The organism is Meridianimarinicoccus sp. MJW13, from assembly GCF_014901205.1.
Classification (GTDB): domain Bacteria; phylum Pseudomonadota; class Alphaproteobacteria; order Rhodobacterales; family Rhodobacteraceae; genus Meridianimarinicoccus.
In genome coordinates, this window is the sequence record NZ_JACNMU010000011.1 from 23,043 (window position 1) to 44,292 (window position 21,250).

General features: G+C 60.8%; 18 protein-coding genes. 4 read left to right on the top strand and 14 right to left on the bottom strand.

Annotated elements, in window-relative coordinates:
• Positions 1-394: 394 nt before the first annotated feature.
• Both H8B03_RS17780 and H8B03_RS17785 read right to left on the bottom strand, forming a co-directional pair.
• Positions 395-3,469: an AAA family ATPase gene (locus tag H8B03_RS17780; protein WP_193143249.1), complete on the bottom strand. Its 3,075-nt coding sequence runs from the start codon at positions 3,467-3,469 to the stop codon at positions 395-397.
• Positions 3,466-4,608, bottom strand: a complete 1,143-nt coding sequence (locus H8B03_RS17785) for an exonuclease SbcCD subunit D (protein WP_193143250.1) — start codon at positions 4,606-4,608, stop codon at positions 3,466-3,468. The genes H8B03_RS17780 and H8B03_RS17785 overlap by 4 nt, the downstream gene beginning before the upstream one ends.
• 77 nt (positions 4,609-4,685) lie before the next feature.
• Between H8B03_RS17785 and H8B03_RS17790 the strand changes: the two genes are divergently transcribed.
• Positions 4,686-5,480, top strand: coding sequence for a hypothetical protein (locus H8B03_RS17790; RefSeq protein WP_193143251.1), 795 nt, complete (start codon positions 4,686-4,688; stop codon positions 5,478-5,480).
• Positions 5,481-5,483: 3 nt separating this feature from the next.
• On the opposite strand, the gene H8B03_RS17795 is transcribed toward H8B03_RS17790, so the two are convergent.
• The 8 genes from H8B03_RS17795 to H8B03_RS17830 all read right to left on the bottom strand — a co-directional run bounded on the left by H8B03_RS17795 (position 5,484) and on the right by H8B03_RS17830 (position 15,939).
• Entirely contained in the window at positions 5,484-7,484 is a 2,001-nt protein-coding gene (locus H8B03_RS17795) for a type IV secretory system conjugative DNA transfer family protein (protein ID WP_193143252.1), read from the bottom strand.
• An 8-nt stretch (positions 7,485-7,492) separates the two neighbouring features.
• Positions 7,493-9,826 (bottom strand): relaxase/mobilization nuclease domain-containing protein, encoded by a 2,334-nt coding sequence (locus H8B03_RS17800; RefSeq protein WP_193143253.1) that lies wholly within the window; start codon positions 9,824-9,826, stop codon positions 7,493-7,495.
• A complete protein-coding gene (locus H8B03_RS17805; protein WP_193143254.1) occupies positions 9,813-10,406 on the bottom strand; it encodes a transposase in 594 nt (197 codons plus the stop codon). The genes H8B03_RS17800 and H8B03_RS17805 overlap by 14 nt, the downstream gene beginning before the upstream one ends.
• A gap of 561 nt (positions 10,407-10,967) precedes the next feature.
• Positions 10,968-11,174, bottom strand: coding sequence for a hypothetical protein (locus tag H8B03_RS17810; RefSeq protein WP_007120662.1), 207 nt, complete (start codon positions 11,172-11,174; stop codon positions 10,968-10,970).
• Positions 11,175-11,712: 538 nt separating this feature from the next.
• On the bottom strand, positions 11,713-12,729 hold the full coding sequence (locus H8B03_RS17815) for a GSU2403 family nucleotidyltransferase fold protein (protein WP_264299196.1): 1,017 nt from the start codon (positions 12,727-12,729) through the stop codon (positions 11,713-11,715).
• 132 nt (positions 12,730-12,861) lie between these two features.
• Positions 12,862-13,791, bottom strand: a complete 930-nt coding sequence (locus H8B03_RS17820) for a DUF2493 domain-containing protein (protein WP_193143256.1) — start codon at positions 13,789-13,791, stop codon at positions 12,862-12,864.
• Positions 13,792-14,384: 593 nt separating this feature from the next.
• The gene (locus H8B03_RS17825) at positions 14,385-14,870 is read right to left on the bottom strand and encodes a hypothetical protein (RefSeq protein ID WP_193143257.1); all 486 of its coding nucleotides are present in this window, start codon (positions 14,868-14,870) and stop codon (positions 14,385-14,387) included.
• A gap of 7 nt (positions 14,871-14,877) precedes the next feature.
• Entirely contained in the window at positions 14,878-15,939 is a 1,062-nt protein-coding gene (locus tag H8B03_RS17830) for an ImmA/IrrE family metallo-endopeptidase (protein ID WP_193143258.1), read from the bottom strand.
• A 285-nt stretch (positions 15,940-16,224) separates the two neighbouring features.
• On the opposite strand from H8B03_RS17830, the gene H8B03_RS17835 reads away from it, so the two are divergent.
• The 3 genes from H8B03_RS17835 to H8B03_RS17845 are packed head-to-tail and all read left to right on the top strand — an operon-like array spanning position 16,225 to position 18,889.
• Positions 16,225-17,211 carry a CBASS cGAMP-activated phospholipase gene (locus tag H8B03_RS17835; protein ID WP_193143259.1) on the top strand — a complete coding sequence of 329 codons (987 nt, stop codon included), beginning with the start codon at positions 16,225-16,227 and terminating at the stop codon, positions 17,209-17,211.
• Entirely contained in the window at positions 17,208-18,407 is a 1,200-nt protein-coding gene (locus tag H8B03_RS17840) for a nucleotidyltransferase (RefSeq protein ID WP_193143260.1), read from the top strand. The genes H8B03_RS17835 and H8B03_RS17840 overlap by 4 nt, the downstream gene beginning before the upstream one ends.
• A gap of 5 nt (positions 18,408-18,412) precedes the next feature.
• Positions 18,413-18,889 (top strand): hypothetical protein, encoded by a 477-nt coding sequence (locus H8B03_RS17845; RefSeq protein ID WP_193143261.1) that lies wholly within the window; start codon positions 18,413-18,415, stop codon positions 18,887-18,889.
• A 232-nt stretch (positions 18,890-19,121) separates the two neighbouring features.
• On the opposite strand, the gene H8B03_RS17850 is transcribed toward H8B03_RS17845, so the two are convergent.
• The 4 genes from H8B03_RS17850 to H8B03_RS17865 all read right to left on the bottom strand — a co-directional run bounded on the left by H8B03_RS17850 (position 19,122) and on the right by H8B03_RS17865 (position 21,228).
• Positions 19,122-19,850 (bottom strand): DUF736 family protein, encoded by a 729-nt coding sequence (locus H8B03_RS17850; RefSeq protein ID WP_193143262.1) that lies wholly within the window; start codon positions 19,848-19,850, stop codon positions 19,122-19,124.
• Between the two features lie 125 nt (positions 19,851-19,975).
• Complete coding sequence (locus H8B03_RS17855) at positions 19,976-20,278, bottom strand: hypothetical protein (RefSeq protein WP_193143263.1); 303 nt, start codon at positions 20,276-20,278, stop codon at positions 19,976-19,978.
• A 100-nt stretch (positions 20,279-20,378) separates the two neighbouring features.
• Entirely contained in the window at positions 20,379-20,840 is a 462-nt protein-coding gene (locus H8B03_RS17860) for a DUF6915 family protein (RefSeq protein WP_193143264.1), read from the bottom strand.
• 1 nt (position 20,841) lies between these two features.
• Positions 20,842-21,228 (bottom strand): DUF6878 family protein, encoded by a 387-nt coding sequence (locus H8B03_RS17865; RefSeq protein WP_065331689.1) that lies wholly within the window; start codon positions 21,226-21,228, stop codon positions 20,842-20,844.
• Between the last annotated feature and the right edge of the window lie 22 nt (positions 21,229-21,250).

Consider the following 21,250-nt stretch of genomic DNA (forward strand, 5'->3'; position numbering starts at 1 on the left):
CAGTTCGATCTCAAGAGAACGGCGCCCACATCTCAACCTCTAGGCGATTTTTCTCTGCTAGAACAATCGAATCCCCAGTGGGGGTGCACATTTCAGCAGTTTTCGAAGAGGTCAGGCGTGTTCGTGTCACGCACTCGGCTCAAACCTTCGCCAACATGCAAACATGGGTGCTTTATCCTATACAATCCCTTCGCGCCCTCAAAATGAGCGCTGCCACCATTGGGCATACGGACCGTGACCACGTCTGCACCGCATATGGGGCACTGATGCCGGAAACTGCGCTGGCGCTTTGCCTTCGAAGAAGACTGTAAGACCCAGCTTTCTCGAACGTCGGTAGTGCCACCATTTGGCAAGCGCCGCGAATGAGCTCGCCGTCGAAACCAACGAGGATCCATCAGACCACCCCCCTTTCCTCTATACTACTCCCAGACATCCCTTTTCTGACATAGAAGCCGTTTGGGATCGCCTCCTGGACGAGCGGTACATGCGAAATCAGACCCACCGCACGGTTCTGTCGGACGATGGAGTTGAGGACCTGTAGGACCTGGTCGAGCGTGCCGGACCCGTTTTCGGTGTCGAGGCTTCCAAACCCTTCGTCGATAAAAATCGTGTCGAGCCGGACTTTGCCGCTCGCCGCTTCGACCACGTCGGCAAGACCCAGTGCGAGAGCGAGTGCCGCAATGAACGTCTCGCCGCCTGAGAGTGTGCTTGTAGCGCGTGATTTCCCAGTGTGCGCGTCAAACACCTGTGTTCCAAGGCCTCGCTTGCCTCGCCCTCCGTTCTCCATCTCACGCTCGAGACTATACTGATAGTTTGTCATCGGACCGAAGCGTAGGTTTGCAGCTTCCAGAATCTGATCGAACATCGCGCCTATTGCGAATGTCTCCAGGGTCAGTCTTTGCGAGTTCTGCCCGTTCACCAGCGCTGCTAGACCGCGCAGCGGGCCGGATGCCGCTTCGGCTTCGTCAAGCTTGCGCAGCGTCTCGTCCATCACCTTTTTAAGCCGATCCAAATGATCGACACGGGTCTGGGCGGCGATGCGTTCTTCGGTCGCCCTGCTGAGCGCCTCGGCATGGGTCTGGTGCGTTTCTCGTAGCGCTTCGAGATCAGGCCGGGACATCCCTTCGATCGCAGAGGCGGCATCTGTGGCTGCGTCAGACGCACTCTTGTGCTCGCGCCGGTATGTCTCGACGGCTTCCCTATCCTCATCGAGAGTTTCGATGGCTGGTTTGAGAGACTGAAACGCCTCTGCTGTGAGGCCAGCTCCAGCCAGTCTCGTCCGGAAGACCTCAACCGCCTTTTGATGGCGCGCCTTACAGTCCACGAGCGCCTTACTTGCGCTTTCAAGATCCTTAACCGCGCCGAGTGCCATTTCGCGCGCGGAGTTCAGCGCTTTGTCTGCCCCGATCCGCGCCGCCTGAAGCGACTCCAGCGACCCGGTCACCTTCTTCAAATTGGCCGCGAGCGCCGTGACATCGCGCAGGTCCTGCGGCACCTCGGCAAGCTTTCCATCGCGAGTCGCCTTGGCCTCAGTAGCCTTGTTCCGCCGCTCATCGAAGCTGTCCCGCAACTCATCGCGTTTCCGCTCCAATTCCTCGATCTGAAGTGCCAGTTCCTCGATCCCGGTCTCCGCGGCAAGAATGTCTACCCGGGGCCCAAGCGCTGCGAGTGCGTCGTCTGCATGACCGATTCGCGCCGCGATGACGGCTGCGCGCTCCTCTGGCGGTTCAAGGGTGGACAAGCGTTTCTGTCGCTCCTCGAGCGTCGCTTGCACCCCGACCAGTGCTTCGCCAGCTTTCCGGGCATCGCGATCGGCGGCCAGCCATGCTTCTCGTGACTCACGGAATGCCTTGTCCAGGCCGGCACTACCGATCTCGCCAGTCGCCGGCGCAGGATGTTCGGTTGCGCCACAGACCGGACATGGCGACCCTGCTTCCAATCTCATCGCAAGGTGAAGCGCCTGTGCGGCCGCTAGATCCCGTTCGGCCGTCTCATAATCATCTCGCGCCTTCTCGGCCTTTCCGGCCGCAGCTTCCGACGTCCGCAGTTGTTCTTCGACAGCGGCCTGAGCCGTTGCAACATCCTGCAAAGCGACCTCGTAGGACTTGGCGGCCAGATGCCGTTTGTCGAGCTCTGCGCGCCGACCCGCGATCTCGGCGCGCTTCGCCTCCGTTTCGCGCGCAGCTTTTAGCTCTGCGCTTTTCGAGGTGCGCTTCTCCTGCAGTTCGGTCAGTTGTGCCTTTGCTGCCTTAAAAGCGTTGTCGGCGTCCCGCTGCTCTTTTAGCGCGGTTTCGACTGCCTGATTGCTATCGGCCGCTTCCTCGAGGATTCGACCATACCTCTCCAGTTCATCACTTCTCCGGCGCAGGGTTTCGACCTCATCGGCACGATCGTCCTCGCGCCGGAGCGCCTCTGCCGCCTTTTCTGCTTCTCTGGAAGCAAGCTCGCTGGCCTCGTCAGCCTTGTTGCGCGCGCCCTCGGCTTCACCAACCTCACGTTCGGCATCCCTCACTCGTTCCTCGACATCGATCAGACCGCGCGCGCGCTCGGCTTGTCGGATCTGCTCAGAAAGCGTCTCGACATCGCCCTTCTGCGCCTCAAGTGCGCGAAGCCGTTCGTTCATCTTTTCGGCCGTCGCGAATTTTTCTTCGATCGCCTCCGCCTGACGCACTGCTTTCTCGGCAGCTTCCGCCGTCGCCTTCCCGGTTTCTTCGTTCGCGCGTAGCTCTGCGCATTTCCCAGCTGCGGCTTCGATGCCCGAAATCAGTGCATCAGTGCTTTCGAACCCTTCTGCCGCGAGTTGCCTGATGCAGAGCGCACGTTCCTCTCGCACCTGCCGTTCAGCCTCATCGGCTGCTGACTTGAGATCGGCCATGAGCTTCTCGTATAGCGAGACATCGAAGAGTTCTCGCAGGATTTCGAGGCGCTCTTTCGTCTTGGCCGAAAGGAACTTCTCGAAGCGCCCTTGCGGCAAGAGGACGATCTGGCGAAATTGCTCGGAGCCATATCCAAGCATCTCGACGAGGGCCGCGTCGACCTCGCGCACCTTCTTCTCTGCCACGATCTTGCCCCGCGCTGCGTCTGTAATGTCATCCAACGACATTCCAGTCGCATCGAACAGAAAGGCCTCATGTGCGCTCCGCGTCTCGCCTTCACCGCGTGCCTTAGGTCGCATCTGGTCGGGTCGGCGAAGCACAACATATCGCCGCTCACCAATGTCGAACACGAACTCCGCCTCGGTCATTATATCCGGATCGGCGTGATCCGAGCGCAACGAAGGAGCGTCTTGCTCTGCCTTCGCCGCTTCTCCAAAGAGCGCAAAGGTCATCGCGCTGAAGACGGTCGATTTACCTGATCCTGTTTGTCCGTAGATGCCGAAAAGACCCGCCTCAACGGCATCCCGAAAGTCGATAACCACCCGACCTGGATAGGGACCGAACGCCTGAAGTGTTAGCCGAACCGGTCTCATTGGACATCCTCCGTCTCGCGCAGGCGACCGAGTGCCGACGCTACGACCTCCAGTTCGTTCTCTGAGAACCCTTCTTCCCGCACGTGTTCGAGGAAGTCGCCAATGACCTCGACAGGGTTCGCGACCGCTAGGGCACGTCCCGTTAAGGACTTCACTTCTGGCGCCTGTTCATCCCGCTCGTAGAAAAGTTCACAGGCGTTCGGGAACACGTCGCGGATGCGCTTCATTCCATCGATCACAGGCGCATCATCGGTAAGCACGGCTTTGATAAAATCGTCAGATCGGTCTGCGAGGAGAAGTTCTGCGTGACGTCCCTTCAAGACGCGCACTTGGCGAATGGGTGTGAAAGGAATGCTCTCTATCGTGGTTTGCCCGACTGCATCGATCTCGACGAGGCTCATCGACTTCTGGCAGTCAGATTCATCAAACCCGAAAGCCAGTGGCGATCCCGAATACCGGATATGAGGGGCACCAACCGATTGCGGCCGGTGCAGATGGCCAAGAGCCACATAATGGGCACCCTCAAACACGGCCGAACTGACGGTCTCGATGCCGCCGACCCTAGTGAGAGGTCGTTCACTTTCGCTGCTTGAAGCCCCGGCTACGAAAGCATGCGAAACGACGACCCAACGCGTACCATCGGGAATGTTACGCCGACCGCAAGCCACCTGAGCCGCGAGAACGTCCTCGGGAGTGTGGAGAGCTTCGTCGGAAAAACATTCACGGGCAGCATACTCGTAGGCGAAGGGCAACCCTGTGAACGCCACAGGTCCGTGGGCGTCCGTAAGTAACAGCGGCTTCTCGTCCGCACTGATAGCCCCACGTATCAAAGCGCGTCGTGTGTCTGTCATGATCGCCATGGACGCGATTCGATCACCCGAGTCGTGATTGCCGGCGATCATTACCACGGCCGCCTCGGTCTCCGAGGCAACGCGCGCCAAGAACCCATTGAACTGACGCACGGCAGACGTCGGCGGGGCAGCCCGGTCAAAAATATCTCCTGCAATCACAAGAACGTCAACGTCGCGGGAGGTGATCGCCGAAACGATCTGATCGAGAATTGCTGCGTGATCGGCATCGAGAGGAATCCCGTTGAACTGACGTCCGAGATGGAGGTCGGCAGTGTGAAGAATCCTCATGACAATGGTCCATATAATTTTTATTCGTATAATTTCTAGATGGACATACAGGCGAGAGTCAAGGTAGGGATGCGCACATGAAGCTCGACGACCTCAAACATGCGCAGAGAGAGCGCCTGATCTTTCTGGACCGTTGCCTGACTTGGCGGGGTATGGCAAACCGCAAGGATCTGATCGACCACTTCGGTATTTCGACCGCGCAGGCAGCGCTGGACTTCCGTGTCTATCTTGGTCTCGCGCACAGTTCACCGCCGACCTATGATCCGGTGCGAAAGACATACATAGCTGCGAGCGAGCACGAGGCATTAGCACCATCCGGCCTGACCGAAGCCTTCGATATCTTGGCATGCGTCGATGAAGACACGCCTTCGTCCGCGTTGCCTCGACCGGAACGGAAGGCAGATCAAAGGACCATCGCGTTTCTTCATCAAGCAATCAGGTCGGGGAAAGCCGTCCACGTCCGATACACATCAATGTCGTCCGGTGCCGACGAAGGGCAGTGGATCGCACCGACCCGCTTCACGTCCGATGGTGAAAGCGTGCACTTGCGTGCCCACAGTTTCAAACGCGGTGAATATCGGAACTACCTCCCGATCCGCATTGATCCTGACAGCTCCTTCGAGGAGAAACCCATAGACAAGCCTCTGCCGGAGGACGTGGATTGGAATACTCGAGCAATCATTTGGCTGCGACCAAAAACAGGACTTTCAGATGAGCAAGCAAAGGTCGTCAGACGTGAATTCGGCTTTGAAGGCGAATGGCTCCGTGTCGAAACCAGAAAAGCGCTGGAATTCTTTTTTGATCGTCGATGGGGGTTGGATACCGTAGGTGCACGGCTTGAGCGCGCGAAAACGGACTACGAACCAATATGATAACTAGATCCCTTCTCGTACGCCGTTCTTGCTCCGCTCCATAGTTGCCTCTAACATATCGAGACCATCGACGGCGGAACGCATCTGCGCCTCACCCACGGCGCTCGCTGCCTCGGCATCCGTGACTTGGCCCCCAAAATCCATCTCCATCTGTCGTTGTTCCTGAGCGACGACGGCTTGAACGACAGGCGCGGTCTTCTTTGGGGCGACATGGGTTTGCTCTGGCGATTGGCCATCAGCAGCCTCGCGGGCGGCCACCACATCGGCTTCAGATCCGCGGGACTCGTCCGGCGGCGGCGTCATCGGCATGGCGCGCATACTTAGTGGCAGCGTGCCCTGCAACCCACCTCCCCCGGGTTCCGGGAACGGCAACTCGCCCGTCTGCGCCGCGTGGATCGCCTTAAACAGCCGATCGTCAAAATACTGGATCCGCTTCGCACGGACCGGCATCTGGGCATCGATGACCATGACGATTTCATCGAGCGGCAGGCGGCGCGCCTCATCTTCCGGCAACAGCGAGCTTTCCTCGGTCCGCGTGGATTGGCTGCGTCCTTCGAAGGGGTTCTTGCCGATGGATTGAGATCGCGTGACGACCGTCTTCGTGGTCTTGCCGACCGCCTTGCTCAACTCCTCGACGGTCTTCTCGTCCGAGGGCGTCAGGTAGAGCTTCACGCCGGCATTGCCCTGCAGGGCGCGGCGGGTGTTCTCGCCGTAGATTTCATCGAGGGCCGGGATGGTCTGGGTGACGACGGCCAAATGTCCACGATAGGTGCGCAGGGTCTCGATGCTCTCGACTACGATGGGCATTTTGCCCAATCGATTGAACTCATCGAGCATGATCATGACGGGCCACGGCTCATCCGGTCCGGGGTCCTTTTCCTGCATGGCCGAGAGCAGGTCGGAGAAAAACAGCCGGATCAGCGGCGCGAGCGGCTTCACCATCAGCGGCTGGACCACGAGATAGACCGAAAAGGGCTTTTTCCGGATCGTGCGGAAATCAAAATCCGACACCGCCGTCGCTTCATCGATGGCCGGGTTCTGCCATTGGTCGAGCCCCGAGGTCATCAGGAGCGAGACATAGGAGGTCAGCGTGTCGTTATTGGTCGAAGCGAGCCGCGTGAAGATCAGCTTGGCCGCCCTGTTGTCGACCTCATGGCCCCGCGCGAAATACTCCTTCTGCTTATTCCCGCCCGAGGCCGCGATGCGGTAGATCTCGCCCAAGGTGGGACGCTTGCGCTGGAAGGCCAAGAGCCCTGCCGCCACGAAGAGATCGATCCCGCCTTTGAGGAGCCCCTGCACCCGATCGTTGTCGCTTTGAAGGAAGAGCGTCGCGAGGAGCTGCAATTCCATCTGCTGGCGTGCTGGATCTTTCAGTTGATAGATGCGCAGGAGCGGGTTGTAGCGATGCGTGCGCTTGCCCTCCCAATCGGTGGGGGCAAAGCGATAGACCTTGTCGCCTTGGGCTGCACGGTGGCGGGCCGTGGCCTCGAAACACTCGCCCTTCACATCGAGCGTCACGGCGGAGCCTTGCCAGGTCAGCAGGTTCGGGATGACGAAGCCTGTGGTCTTGCCGCGGCCCGTGGGCGCCACGATCAGCGCATGCGGAAAAACCTTCGAGCAAATGTAATTGGCGCGGGAGCCCGGCGTCCCCAGTTTGCCGAGGATGAACCCGGTCCCTGGCGCCCCGAAGAACCCATTGGCGCTCATCTCGCGCGCGCTCTGCCAATGGGTCTGGCCAAAGCGTGTCAGAGCGGACCCCGAGAGGGCGAGGCTCAACATTAGGCCGGCGGCGGCGAAGCTGCCGATGATCAGGTGAATAAGTTGCGCGTCCTCCGGGCGGCGATCGAGGATCGCCAGATAGTTCTGTGCGATATAGGCAAAGTCGATCTCGGCCCCGAAGCCGAGATCCTGGTAGGTCAGCACCGCCGAGGCGATGGTATAGCCCATGGCGGCGGTCACCATCGTTACAAGCAGGACGCCCGTGGCGATCCGGACTTTGCCCATGGACGCGCTCAATGGACCTGACCCCGCTCCGTCTCGCCATCCACGTCTGTCGCGCGGTGTTTTTCGTACTCGGCGTCGGCGAGTTCATCCACCACCTGGCGCAACGCCTCCGTGTTGGCCGTCGCTGCATCGGATTGCAGGTAGACCTTGGCGACATAGAGCCGGTCGAGACGGTCCTCGAGAACCTTGTCCAGCGCATCGGCATCGCCGGATGTGAGGCGGCCCAATTGGCGGTCATCCAGCACACGCGCGATCTCCTCGCGGAAAGCGTCCCGCTCCGCCTCGGTCTCGAAGGGCGCGGACAACTCCCCCGCCCGCTCATGGTCCAGAACACGCGCAATCTCGTCTGCAAGGCGGTCGGCACGGTCAGACTGCGGCGCCGTTTCACCGCGGGCGGCGAGGAGTGCGTCGCGCGTTCCAGACCCGAGCCCGTCGCGCATCTCATTCTCGCGGCGGACCTGATTGATGGCCTCCGTGTCGCGTATCTCGACGACAGCCGCATAGGTCGCGCCGAGCCCGCGGGCGAGGTGGGACGGCATGTCCGGATAGCGCGCGCGCAAGTCATCCGCGACTGCGTCTGCAACCGGCGTACGAACATCTCGCCCCTCCATGATCCCGTCAACTTCATGGGTGATCTCGCTGGCGCGGAAAGCATCGGTGATGGTCTCCCTGTAGGGCTCAGACCGGTCGATCACATCGCCAGGGCGTGCGAGCAGCTCCGGATGTGCCTCAAGATACGCGCGTTGCTCCGCCGCGATCCGGCGTTCTGCCCGTGAGACAACCTCCCACTCCCGATCCTCGATCTGCTGCGCTGTCAGACCCTCGGCGCGCATCTCCTGACGGATTGTTCCTTCCATCGCCCGGACCGCGTCCTCGTGATAGTGGAACCGCTCGCTGACCGGGTCCGCTTCCACAACGCCATCCCGGCGCAGCACGTTCTCCCGTTCCAAAAGCGTGCCAAGTTCGACATGCACATCGTTGAGAATGTCGCGCGCCTGTTCCAGATCGGCGCGGCGTTCGAGGTTCAAATCGCGCGCCTCGGCCACCTTGGCGAAATCATGGGCGATCCATTGATGCTCGAGCGCTGCATTGGAGGCGCCCGTCTCGATGCGGGCCACCACTTCCGATGTGCTGATCGCGGTGCCGCGCAGAGCAGCGTCAATGCGCGATCTCAGGTCGGGCTCGGCCAGTCGCTCGCGGTGGCTAGCGTCGATATTGGCCTCGGAATAGATGCCGCCCTCCGAGGGAGCGTCTGACAACGTACTCGAACGCAATCCGAGCGGCTGCATGTGCTGGACTTGCGCCTGGATCTCGATGAGGCGTTTTTCCAGCACGGGACGTTCCGCATCGGACTTCTCAGCGATCATGCCCTGCACCCGCGCGAGCTTCTCCGCATAGAGGCTTCTGAGATCCTCGAAACTCTGATCCTCGGCCATATAGACATCTCCTGTTCGGTCCACCTGCCCGCCGCGCGCCAGCACCTCACCCGCGCGGAAGAGCGCCGCCGCGATATCCTCGCGGGCTTCACGTGAAGCCTCTGCGGCCAGCGAGTGGTAGACGGTTCTGGTGTTGGCGATCTCCGCGAGCGTCCGCGTCAGGTCGGTGCCCACGCGTTCGCGCTCGCGGGGCGCGCGACCCTCTTCCTTCGCGGCATAAACTTCGCGGGTTGGGGCGGGGTAATGTACAACCCCGCGATCCACCCGCCGTGTGGCCTCGAGGCGCACGCCGTACTTCTCCGCCTCTTCGACCATGGCGAGGCGGAAATCGTCATAGTTGAAGCGATGATTGCGCCCCAGAAAAAAGAACTCGCCTTCTTGCGAGCGGCGGTTCAGCACCAGATGCGCATGGGGATGATCACGGTCCTCATGCACCGCGATGATGTAGTCGAAATGCCCCGCGTCGGTCTGGAAGAACCGCTCGGCCACATCCGTCGCGATATCGCGCACATCCTCGCCCCGCGCGCCGACAGGGAAGGACATGAGCATATGGGTGGTCTGCCCAAGCTTGGGTTTGAAACCGGCACTCCAGCGCTTGGCAAAGCGCTCGGTGAGATCCTTGATGTCCTTCGCTTCGAGCTTCGCCTTGCCATCCAGGAAGCCGCTCGAATCCACGATATGGGTGGACTTGGTGGTGAGGTACTCGAGCTGGTTTGTGAGCTGTGATTTGGTATGCGTACCGCCGCCCCGGATCGCCTTGAAGACCGCCGGGCGGTGCCCTGCTGCCGCGCGCACAAGCTGGCTCTGCTTGGCCACGTGCAGCCCCTGCATCGAGCCCCGGATCCGGCTCCAGCCGTCCCGAAAGACCTCGCCGGTGACAGCGTCAACAGCATCATTCAGCCGCATGGGCAAACTCCCTCAGCGCGGCCGTGGCTTCCAGCTGCATCGCGTCCCGACGGCGCCGCAAGAGCAGGTCGATCTCGTCAGCGGAATCCAAGATGAACCGCGCCAGCCCGCGCATCTGCGCGAGGCGCAATTCGGTGAACTCGGCACTCGTGCCCCCCACGGCCCCCTGCCCCCGCCGGTTGGCCTGCGTCATCTGCTTGGCGATCTGCGCGACCCCATTGCCGACCTCGTGCAACGAGGCGCGGTAGCGCGCCATCTCTGCCGCCATCTGCGCGTCCGGAACAAACACCCCACCCGCCGCCTGGATCAGCCGCCGCAGCCCCTCGGCCCGGCTCTCGATCCCCGCCTTGGCCAACACCTCGTCGAGCGCCTCAAGCTCCGCAGCCGTGACCTTCACACTGACCGCTGAGACCGGAATTGCGGCATCCGTCTTGCGCTCGGCATCAGCTTTGAGGACGTAGCGCACGGCCCGCGATGTGACCTCGAAACGCTCAGCCAGCTCAGACGTCGACACACCCTCCACCGCCTCGCGGACGATCTGCATCTTCTCGATCTCTGTCAGGCGTTTTGTTCGGGACATGCGGAAGAAAGACCCCCTATTTCCTGCCACCTTCCACCAAGGCTGACCCCACCTTACGATAATATACCAAGCTGTCAATTATATACTTACGTTGCGCTCAGGCTCAGGCAGCCTTGGTGTCCGCTTCCCCCGCAGCCCGCAGGGACGCGGCTCTGCCGCCCTCACCACCAGCACAGCCTCCAGCTTCAAAGGCCCCTTCTCCAGCACCGCCCGAGGGTCTGGACGAACACGCATGTGTTCGGACGGAACCGCGGGCGGGCGCAAACCCCACCGACAGGGCGGACAGGCAGGGTCAAGGAGGGCCAGATTTGGGCACCAAATCTCTGCCGCAAAAACCGGGAGGCCTCGGCCGATAGGTTTTTGTGGATGGCCCCCTTGAGGCTGACTGGCCGGTCTGTCGCGGCCAGATCATTCCGGGGGAAGTGCGTCCGTTGAATGCGCAGCGACCGGCAGCTTCGTGAGGTCGCCTCGGGCTATCACCCGCGCCGGTGACGGCATCCCTGGAACAGGGATCGGGCCGCCCCCGGATCGTCCTGGGGCGGCCCATCCTCGTCAGAGGATTCAGTCCTGAGGATCTTTCGCGCTCGGTGGGAACATCACCAGCTCCGAGACCGCGACGGGAAAGTCGAGCTTGAGGCTGAAGAACTCCGAGCCATCCCCGTTGCGGGTGTTGCGGAACATCGCACCCACGCGCTGAAAACGGGTGCGCTCCTGGCCATCGGTATCGGTGAACTTGACGGGGACGGTGGCGACGTAGTGGTTGGTCATTTGGTTACTCCTTGTTGCGATGGGGATCACCCGGCACGGGGGCAAGAGGCCCGGTCGCAACCGCAAATGCGGAGGGTCCGCGGCCCGCCGTGGAAGCCGTATTTGTGCTTGCCGGAGCGTCAGCGGAGGGCACGATTGGGCCGACCCCGTGCGATCCACATCTATGAGCAAAAAGGAGAGACCCGGATGACCCTTGCCATCACGCAGCCGTCACCATCCGCGTTCGCGTCCCGCCGATCCTGGCCGGGGTGCTGACGGAGACCGCCCGCGTGGATGCTATGTTCCGAAACACCCTCCGAGGGACATGCAGGTCTTCAGCCTCATGTGTGACGTCTCGACCCCTCGGTCTTGCGCTGCGGACGATGTGCGAGGCGCGCACCATCCCCAGCCCCTACCGATGCGGATGGGCCGAACTCTGACGGGCTGGGTAGAGCGGTGACGGTGCTGGACGCCGTGAGCTGCCGATCAAGTGTGACCGATCGCACGCGCCGTGAGACATGACGAAAGGGCCGCGCCAAGCACGACCCCGTTACGGCCATCACGCGCCCAAGCTGTCGAGCAACCCGCTGGTATCAGGCATTCGCTTCAGCGAGTTGCCGATGTGCTCCCGCCAGCGCGGCCCAACCTCCATTGCGGTGGCATAGGCCCGAGCCAGATCATCGGGCCGGTCCTCGGCCATCGCTTCGATAAGGAAAGCCGCCTGCTCGCGGTCCTTCGCGGATTTCAGGCTCCCTGCCCCATCGCGGCGCCGGTCGGCAATGATCAGTTTGTGGACTGCATAACGCTCCGGGCGGGGCACCTGCACCAGAACGCCGGATCTATAGATCGCCGCCGCGTGGATCGGCTCAGCGATCAGGAAGTTGAGATAGTTCAATCCTTGGGCGTTCACGCCCAATGCTGGCAGATCACGGATGGTCTCATCTCCGAACGCCGGTGTGAGAAACTCGACCAACTGGCCGCTGCCACCCTGGGCCCATCGCCATGTCCGACCTTGGTCAAGAGCTGGCAGAGGATCGAATTTGAGCGCTGAGAACGTCTCGGCAAGACCCGGGTCGACCTGATCCTGCAACGCAACGCTGAGCTTCTCGAACTGCGCGATGTCGATGTCGCCAGTATTGGCCATACCGCCAATTGGCAGACGGATACCAAGCTCGCCTTCATAGAGGCGAAATGCATTGGTTCCGACGATGGTGCCACCCAAACGGAAGGTTCCGGCTGCGGCCATGGCCGACAGGATGGAACCGGTCGCCCGGTCGATGGGCGTCATGCCTTCCGCACGCAAGAGCCGAACAAGCCGCGACCGTTCCGCCTGCCGATCCTTGGCCGTTGCGCGCAGCTCTTCGATCCGGTCGATGCGCGCGCGCGTCTCGTCGCTGTCTTCGCCGATATAGATGAACCGCATCTCCGTCCCGACACGGCGCGCGGCATACCAATAGGCCTTATCCCCACGCTCCTTGAGCGTGGGCTTGCCTTCGACACCGGACAAGGCGTCGTCCTTCAGAAGACGCACCAGGTCGGTATAGGCGCTCATCGCGATGCTGCTGAGTGGGGTCATGCCTATCATTTCCAAGTTTTGCTTGGCACACATATACCTATCAAAACAGGAAATTGCTAGGCAAAGTGATTTGGAGAACGTCCACACCCATAAGAAACGACGAAAGGGCCGCCCGAAGGCGACCCCCTCTCTTCAATCCTGCGCAGTCTTCTTCGCCGGGTCCGCAACCCGCATGACCGTCAGGCCTTTCGCTTCCGCCTTCTGCCCGAGGTTCAGCGCGACCCCGTTGCCGCCGAAGAGCACAACCCCCGTCGCCGCGAACTTGTCGTCCAGCATCTCGTCGTTACACTTGAACGGTGCCGCCCGCCCATGCGCGGACCAGCGCGGATCGAAGCGCGCTTGTGCGACCCCGCGTGCCCGGGCCCACCGAGCCGCAATCATCTCCGCCCCGTGCTTGCCACCCTTGTGGCAGAGGAAGATATCCTGATTGCGGTTCTGCTTGATCCGTTCGCGGACCTTGTCGAGCGTGTTGAAGATCACATCGACATCGGTCCAGTCGGTGGCGCCCGAGACGATCAGGGGCACGCCCTCGACTTTAGACTTCTCGGCGGTTTCCCGGTCGTGCTGCTCCAGCAGTTGCCGCGCCTCGAAAACCGCCCCGGTCTCTTGCGCCCGGACGCTTGCGCGCGACCCGGCTGCCGGGATGAAGGCGTGGCCCGTTTCGATCTCGTAGCATTCCGCCGCCGCCTCGCTCATCACCTCGATGGCGCTGACGATCTCGCGCAGCTGCAGAAAGCGCGCCTGCGCCTCCTCAATCGCGGTCTCGGCGATCTCCGATCCGTCGTGGGATTTTGCCAGTGCACCGATCTTGTCGGCGGTGCGGTCGACCTCCTTGCCAAGCGCCACCTTGCGGCGCTGCAGGATCGTGGCGAGCCCATGGGCCAGCGGTTCGATTTCGGCTTCAAGCCCGGTCCCGCGCAGCTGCCCGAGCAATGCCTCGAAGCTTTCGCGGATAATGTGGTCGGTCAGGATGTGATCCTCGGGGATCGGCCGCTGTGCGTCCTTCTCGGTCAGTCCGAAAAGTTCGATCGTCTCGTAGGTGTTTGCGGTGTCGTAAGCCATGTCTGGTCTCCAGTATTCGGTTCCTAGGCCACCACGTGAGTGTGGGGGCATGGCCGAATGCCTGGTTTCCGAATCTGCCCGGGTCAGGGACGGCGCAGCCGCCGGCTTGCCGGGCGCAAAAGTTTTCTGCGCACAACACCCGACACATACGCGACCTCGCGCGCGGCGCTGCCCCTCGCCACAGGCCCCGCCCTCGCCGAAAAGTTTTGCGATCCTTGACGCGGGCTGATTTGGGGGCCATCCGGAGGATATGCTTCCGCACTCATGTGTGTGTGTTTTGACGGTAGGTTTGCCCGACCCGAGCAGGCAAACGGCCCGACCGGACGCGAGAGGCGGATGAAGCGGCGGGATAGTTTTGCCCGGCAAAACAGACCAGAGCGTAATCCGGCGGAGCGGCCAGGGAGGGACGTGCTCGCGAGGCGGGCAAACCGGGATGCCAGGCGCAACGCCGCGGTGAGGCCGCATGGCCGAATGCGCGACGGACCGTAGGGCCGTTCTCCCGTGCGACACGCGCAGCCGAGCAGGGGAGGCCAGTCGGCTAGATCAAAGAAAAACTTGGCAACATTTGTCTTTCACCGGAGAGCGCGAACATATCAGTACCGCGCGAGGCGCCGATTGACTTCTCTTATGGGAAGTCTGCATCTCGGATGATCACGAACCGCTTCGAGACCAGATTTCAGGAGGTCGGTCGAACAAACCTCGTGACGTTCCATCTCGTCGAAGACCCACAGGACGCCGTGCATCGCGATTTCTTGGCGCTCTGCCTCAACCCTGAGCGCACCGTCTCCGGTAAGGAGAACCCAGCCCCTCTCAGCCGCGAGGCAAAATGCAAAGACATCTGGCGTCGATAGCATAGCTTTCGCCCGCTTCAGCTCAGTCGCGCGTATAGTTTCTTCTGGCGTAAGTTCCTCCACTCTCAGTCCCAGATCGATCAGATCAGGGCCCATCCACTCAAGGAGTTCCGCTTCATAAAGAATATCTGGAACAACGAAATCATAGGGGAGGTCAAAGAGCCTCGCGGTCAGCGAGGCTCTCTCGATGTCGATCAGGACAGAAGTATCAGAAACAAGAACTTGCACACAGCGACTATGCCATGTGGTCCAAACGTTCTTCCAGTTCTTTTACTCGTATTTCGAGAAGCTCAGCTGCTCGAGACAACCCAATCAACCCCTCGGAGAGGGCACGAAAACACAACCTTTGAAAACGGTCCGGTTCTTCTCGTTCCCAAGGAATGGAATTCGGCTCCTCGAACGGCTCATCCCGCCAACCTCGTTGCTTATAGACCTTAAAGAGGCGCGCAAATGTTGCCTGGTTGATGATCTCCAAATCCTTGCATCGATACGTCAGCGCCTGAATGCTAACGCCAAAACGATCCTTCAGACTAATGAGCTCACCAATGCTTATGTCAGTTCTGCGGGCACCAATCTCCTGCCGAAGCACTTCTGCCGGAACGAGGAATGCGCCAGCAAATCGATTTGCGGCGCGTTCTGAATCGCACCCTTCGGCGACCCTAAGAACCATATGGCCCAGTTCGTGAGCCAAACTGAAGCGCTTCCGCTCAGACCAGGTCTTCTTCTTGATCATGATAACACGTGCGGAGTGATGCTCTTTTCGACGGACTTTGGCCGCAAGGCCATCAATCCGATCAACGTCCAGAGACAACACCTTTATCCCGTGCTCCTCGAGGAGTTCGGCAAGCATTGGAATCGGGTCATGACCAAGCTGCCAAGATGCACGCATGTTGCGAGCCGCGTCCTCGGCATCACGAACATCGGTCACCCAGTAGGGCGCTTCATGCGGGGCATCCCATTCCTGACTCGAAAGATTCAGCAAGCTTTCGACAGCCAGGTACTTTTCAACCATATTGAGCGTCTTGGCTTCGATCGTCGCGATCTCCTTGGCTGACGAACTGGCTGACTTGCGAAACTCAACGCCCTCCAACTCAAGCTCGTCATCGCTCAGCAGGAAATCAACAGAGACCTCGAGTGCTCGGGCAAGACTCAGCAGCACGCCCGATCCGGGCATGTCTTCATTGCGCTCGTACTTGCCTATGGCTTGAGCGGACACCTTGTTCTCCATGGCATCGGAAAGCGCACGGAGCGAAAGGCCAGATGCCGCCCGGGCTCCTTTAAGTCTCTTGCCAATCATAACGTCCTCCCAGTGGGTGGTTTACACTTCACCCATATGATTGATATTTTGTAAACTACAACGCTTGAAAGCGCGGCTTTTTGTCCCTACTTTGTAACACGAGGCCAAAAGGAAGGCAAATTTGTAAACCGCCCAATCGCCCCAAGAGGCGCTAGACAGGCAACGAAGCGAGGAAGCAGCCATGAACATACCGTTTACGGGCGAGCTGACACCAAGGTTTCAGAGCATCGTAGGACTGCCTGATAATGGGCTGGTTGATCCAGTCTTAGAAAAGCTAGGTGCATCATGAGACGCATCCTAAGCATCGATGGTGGCGGCATCAAAGGCACCCAACCCGCGGCTTTCCTGGCGGGTTTGGAAGAAGATCTTGATGAGCCGATTGGCCGCTACTTCGACCTGATTGCGGGAACGTCAACCGGGGGTATTCTCGCGATCGGCCTTGCCCTCGGCATCCCGGCCAAAACCCTCCTCGAACTCTACGAAAATCGCGGGCCGACGATTTTCGGGCAAGCGGGGGACAACAGCTGGTTCGGGCGAAAGGCTCGGGACGCGCGTGCCGCCTTGCGTCACCTGGTCAAGCCGAAGCACGATGCATCGACGCTTCGGGACGAACTCCATGCCGTCCTTGGCGACAAGCTCATCGGCGAAGCTGAGACCCGGTTGCTGATCCCGGCCTGGGATGCCGACCAGCGCAGCGTCTACATCTACAAGACGTCGCATCATCCGCGGCTCACTAAGGATTACCGGAAGCCGGCCCTCGACGCCGCGATGGCGACGTCGGCCGCTCCGACCTATTTCGCGCGCCACAAGACGGTGGATGATGTCGGGCTTCTCGATGGCGGCACCTGGTGCAACAATCCGGTGGGCGTCGCGACCGTCGAGGCGATCTCGATGCTTGGCTGGTCTCCGCAGGACCTGCACATCCTGAGCCTCGGCTGTGTCGACGAGGTCTACATGCTGCCTGAATCCCCCGGCAAGGCCGGTCTCGGGTTGAAGGCCCTCAGTCTTTTCATGGACGGGCAATCCCGTGGAGCGCTCGGCATTGCCCGTCATCTGACAGGCGATCCGCACGACCGGACGGCTGTTCACCGGTATTCGCCGAGCGTGCCGGAGGGTTTCTTTTCCCTCGACGACACCACCAAGATCCAGAGGCTCAAGGGGCTTGGCGCCTCGAGTGCCCGGCACGCGAGCCCCACACTGACCCCCATCTTCTTCCAGCAACCTGCCGAGCCGTTCGTGCCCGTGCATCAACTCGAACGGAACGCGGCATGAACCAAATCTTCTCGCACCCACTCACCGATACCGCCATTCAGCGGCGGGCGCAGGTCTTCACGATCCTCGAAGAAATCTGCCAGGAGCTGGAATGGACCCAGACCCAGTTCGAGAAGGCCCGTACCAGTTACGAAGCCGTCGCAGACTGGTTGGCCGGATCGAGCGACCCGATGCTTGCTTCCCTCCATGTCTACCTGCACGGCTCTGGCGCACTCGGCACCTCGATCAAACCAATCGGACGCGACGAGTTCGATGTCGACCTGATTAGCTTCATCCTCGGCCTTGGCCCGGAAATCGCACCGGCACGCCTGAAGGCTGCGATCGGCAAGCGCCTGCGCGAACACGCCTACTATGCTTCTATCCTGGAAGAAAAGAAGCGCTGCTGGCGCCTGAACTACGCCGGCGATTTTCACCTCGACATCTCGCCGACCATTGCCAATCCGAACTGCGTGAACGGCGGTGAGCTGGTGCCAGATCGCAAGCTGCGGGATTGGCACGCGACGAATCCTCGGGCCTATCGGGCCCTCTTCGACGAGCGGGCGGCCCTGGTTCCGAGGATGACGCAGTCGGTCATGGCGGCGCAGCGCGATGCGGCCACGACCGAGCCCTTCCCGGTGCGCCAGTCGGTCAAAGGCATTCTGCGGCGGACCGTGCAGCTCCTGAAGCGTCACCGGGATCTGGAATTCCTGCATGTGCAGGAAGAAATTGCGCCGATCTCGATCATCATCACGACCCTGGCAATGCGATCCTATGAGATGTGCGTCAGGCGTCACGTTTTCGCGGACGAACTTCAGGTTCTGATCGACACGATCCGCCTGATGCCGGTTTTCATCGAGCGGCCCCTGGTCAATGGTCGCCAGATTTACGCGGTCTGGAACGAGACCACCGTAGGCGAAAATTTTGCCGAGCGATGGAATGAAGAACCGGCGCGGGTGGAGGCCTTCTACAAGTGGCACAGCAAGGCGCTTGCGGATTTCGAGTCCCTGCGTGATCTCGTTGGCCTCGATGCGATTGTAGGCTCCATGAAGGACAGCCTGGGCGAAAAACTTGTTGCCCGGACCATGAACCGGCGGATGGATACACTGAACGAGGGGCGGAAGACGGGGGCACTCCTGCTTGGTGCGGGTGTTGGCTTGACCACCCAAAAATCGGCCGCTTCGACGCCCGTTCTCAAGAACGAGTTTTTCGGGGACTAGGCGCGATGGCGGGATCGACCACAAGAAACCGGCTGACACTGCCCCAGCAGTACCTGTTCCTGCAGAAGTCCAAGACAGTAGCCGGCGAGGGGGTGCTCGGTCCGCGCCGGTTGGAGTGGCATTTTCACGCACAACCTACGCCGCTTTCTCGGACGTATCAGATCACCCTTGTCCTGGAGAGGGACGGAACGCCGGACGTTCGGGTTGTAGATCCTGACTTGAGGTTGCTCGCCGGTGAACGCGACCTGCCACATATCTACCATGACCCTGATCGGCTCTGTCTCTATCTGCCCGGAACCGGACAATGGGACGCCGGCAAGCGTCTGGACCTCACCATTATCCCCTGGACCCACCTCTGGCTGATCTATTTCGAGGAATGGCTTGCATCGGACGAATGGAAGGGCGGAGGGAAGCACCCTGGAGAGGATGACCCAAACGAGGGCAACCGTGCGTTGAGGCGCAGCCTTCAACGACAACGCTAAAATCCGCTGTTAATCTCATTGTATGATGTGAACCGAGTTGGAACCGAGTGACTGTGGCGGATGGTCGTTTTAGACGTGAGGCAACGGCGGCGCATAATCCTGAGAACCACAGTAGGGCGGTTCGGCACTCAACAAACTCAAGTGCGTATCTACACCCTGTCAGCACAGAAAAAGGGGAACCGTGATCCCACGGCTCCCCGTTCGGTTCAGATCGTCTCCCCCCGCGCGCCGATTAGGCGACCAAGGAGAGCCCCGCGCCCGCGTCCTGCGGTTGCTCACCGCTGTCGATGAACGGGATGATCGAGAAAGTCTGCCCGCCGCGCTGTTCTTCGTTCTGCACGGCGTTCACGCGCAGGTCACCGTCGGGCGTGTTGATCAGCAGCGACAGGTAGTCATTGCCAGTGCGGCTGCTTCTCGCCATCCAGGCTGAGCCGACGCGGATTGGCGTGCCCCGGGGCGAGCTGACCTCGATCCGGTAGTCGGGGTGGGTCTCCTCGGTCTTGTAGCTGTTCTCGATCAGCATGAACTCCAGATCGAACATCATGTTGGCGATGTAGCCGGTGAAGGCGTTGTCGGCGTCCATGGCGGTAAGCTCGCCTGAGATCGAGCCGGATTTTATCAGGCCGTTCGAGACCAGAGGGATGATCTCGAACGCGCCACTCTGGGCCGTGCGCGCCTCTTTCGTCTGCACCGCGTTGACCCGGAAGGGGCCGAGGCCGACATCGATCTGCATCGAGATGTAGGGGTTGCCGCTGGTATTGCCGGTTTCGTTCCAGGCCGTGCCGATGCGCACCTTGCGACCGGACTTGTTGATCGCCGTCACGTCATAATCCGGGCTGCGCGCGGACATCTTGGCCCGTGCCTCAAGCTGGATGGCGATGTCAAATCGCGTCGAGTGAATCATGCCGGTGTATTCGGCGGCGGCGGTCTCGACATTGCGGGTGAGGGTTCCTGCGAACATGGGATAGTTCCTTCTTGGATTGGCCGGTGCCTGACGTTCTTGCCAGCGCATCCGGGATTGCTTTCTCGACCCCTCCTGGGATCACAAACCAGAAAGCTTGCTTTCCTTTCAGCCCCGCCCACGGGTCAGAGCTGCCGTCCGACTGGGAATACCCCCGCGCCTTCGGGTGCTGCGCCCCTCCCCTGCCCATCTGGTCTTGATTGGCGGCCCAGATTTTCTGCGGCGACCTTCGGTTGCGCGATGAAGAACTCCGCCTCTTTTCCGTTCAACCGGTGCCCGCCCCGGTCGGTCAGGCCGATGCAGCTGCCGTTCGGCAGATAGGTGATGAGGTACTGACCGAGCCGGTCTTTGTGTACAACGTAGCCGGTATTGGCCCAATGCACGGTCTGGCCGGCATCGACGGCCGCCTTGATGTCTTCGAGTGTCATGCGAACCTCCTCAAGAAGAATGGTGGGTAAACGCCGCAAGAAGCTCGATCTTCCGACCGGGCTTCTATGCAGCATTCGTTTGGCAAACGACCGAGAGCTGTCAGGCACCTTGCATGGCTTGCGTCGCGCGCGCCGCCATCCAATCCTTCAGGCCAAGAACCGTTCGTCCGGCGGCGACCTCGGAGGCCCAGGCAATCCTTGGATCGCCGCAGGGCTCCCCGCTGACGTGCTGCTCGATATGGCCATTGGCCATCCATGGCTCAGGCTGTATGCGTCGCAGCCAGTCCGCCATACTCGGGATACAGCCTTGGCAGTCTTCACGGATATGCTGCTCGCCGATCCAGCGCACGGGGATGTCCCGACCTGCGCTATTGGTCAGGGTCAGACCGAAGACACGTTCAGCATCGAACAGGCCTTGGGTATGGTGGCGCAAGGCCCGGTGCGTGAAAAGCGCGAGGTGCTCTTTCGAGGCGTCAAACCAATCGTGGACGGCCTGATAGTCAGACGGCACCCCGCCGAACTTCCGGGCAGAGCTTTCGGCATGATGAAGCGGATGGGCCATCTCAAAGCCCCTCGTCATAGCTGTGCGAGCATTCGACATAGCGGTCGGCGTGATCGAGGGTGATGCTGTCTGCTGCAATGTCCCAGGTCAGCGTGCCGTAGCCACCCTCGTTGTTCTCGAACCCCGGATGATGGTGATAGGCGAGTGACCAGGCGAAATCGCCCACGGCGGTGACAAGCGCTTCCGGCAGTTTGACCTCCGCAGGCTGCACATTCACGTCCTCGACATTGCCAGAGTCGCCATAGCCTTCGTATTCGGCGGTGACCTCGTTGATGCCAAGCGCGCGCAATTGCGCGATCAGTTCCGCTCGGGTTGCTTTCAGGGTGGTTTCGCGCTCGGCGCGCCACTGAGCCGCCATTGCGGCATAGTCGATCTGGGGATTGGTCATGGGTCTGTCCTCTTGTCTGCAA

Excerpts from the sequence above, each read along its gene's own strand:
- H8B03_RS17780 (WP_193143249.1), bottom strand. The coding sequence starts at position 3,469 with ATGAGACCGGTTCGGCTAACACTTCAGGCGTTCGGTCCCTATCCAGGT.
- H8B03_RS17785 (WP_193143250.1), bottom strand. The coding sequence starts at position 4,608 with ATGAGGATTCTTCACACTGCCGACCTCCATCTCGGACGTCAGTTCAAC.
- H8B03_RS17790 (WP_193143251.1), top strand. The coding sequence starts at position 4,686 with ATGAAGCTCGACGACCTCAAACATGCGCAGAGAGAGCGCCTGATCTTT.
- H8B03_RS17795 (WP_193143252.1), bottom strand. The coding sequence starts at position 7,484 with ATGGGCAAAGTCCGGATCGCCACGGGCGTCCTGCTTGTAACGATGGTG.
- H8B03_RS17800 (WP_193143253.1), bottom strand. The coding sequence starts at position 9,826 with ATGCGGCTGAATGATGCTGTTGACGCTGTCACCGGCGAGGTCTTTCGG.
- H8B03_RS17805 (WP_193143254.1), bottom strand. The coding sequence starts at position 10,406 with ATGTCCCGAACAAAACGCCTGACAGAGATCGAGAAGATGCAGATCGTC.
- H8B03_RS17810 (WP_007120662.1), bottom strand. The coding sequence starts at position 11,174 with ATGACCAACCACTACGTCGCCACCGTCCCCGTCAAGTTCACCGATACC.
- H8B03_RS17815 (WP_264299196.1), bottom strand. The coding sequence starts at position 12,729 with ATGACCCCACTCAGCAGCATCGCGATGAGCGCCTATACCGACCTGGTG.
- H8B03_RS17820 (WP_193143256.1), bottom strand. The coding sequence starts at position 13,791 with ATGGCTTACGACACCGCAAACACCTACGAGACGATCGAACTTTTCGGA.
- H8B03_RS17830 (WP_193143258.1), bottom strand. The coding sequence starts at position 15,939 with ATGATTGGCAAGAGACTTAAAGGAGCCCGGGCGGCATCTGGCCTTTCG.
- H8B03_RS17835 (WP_193143259.1), top strand. The coding sequence starts at position 16,225 with ATGAGACGCATCCTAAGCATCGATGGTGGCGGCATCAAAGGCACCCAA.
- H8B03_RS17840 (WP_193143260.1), top strand. The coding sequence starts at position 17,208 with ATGAACCAAATCTTCTCGCACCCACTCACCGATACCGCCATTCAGCGG.
- H8B03_RS17845 (WP_193143261.1), top strand. The coding sequence starts at position 18,413 with ATGGCGGGATCGACCACAAGAAACCGGCTGACACTGCCCCAGCAGTAC.
- H8B03_RS17850 (WP_193143262.1), bottom strand. The coding sequence starts at position 19,850 with ATGTTCGCAGGAACCCTCACCCGCAATGTCGAGACCGCCGCCGCCGAA.
- H8B03_RS17855 (WP_193143263.1), bottom strand. The coding sequence starts at position 20,278 with ATGACACTCGAAGACATCAAGGCGGCCGTCGATGCCGGCCAGACCGTG.
- H8B03_RS17860 (WP_193143264.1), bottom strand. The coding sequence starts at position 20,840 with ATGGCCCATCCGCTTCATCATGCCGAAAGCTCTGCCCGGAAGTTCGGC.
- H8B03_RS17865 (WP_065331689.1), bottom strand. The coding sequence starts at position 21,228 with ATGACCAATCCCCAGATCGACTATGCCGCAATGGCGGCTCAGTGGCGC.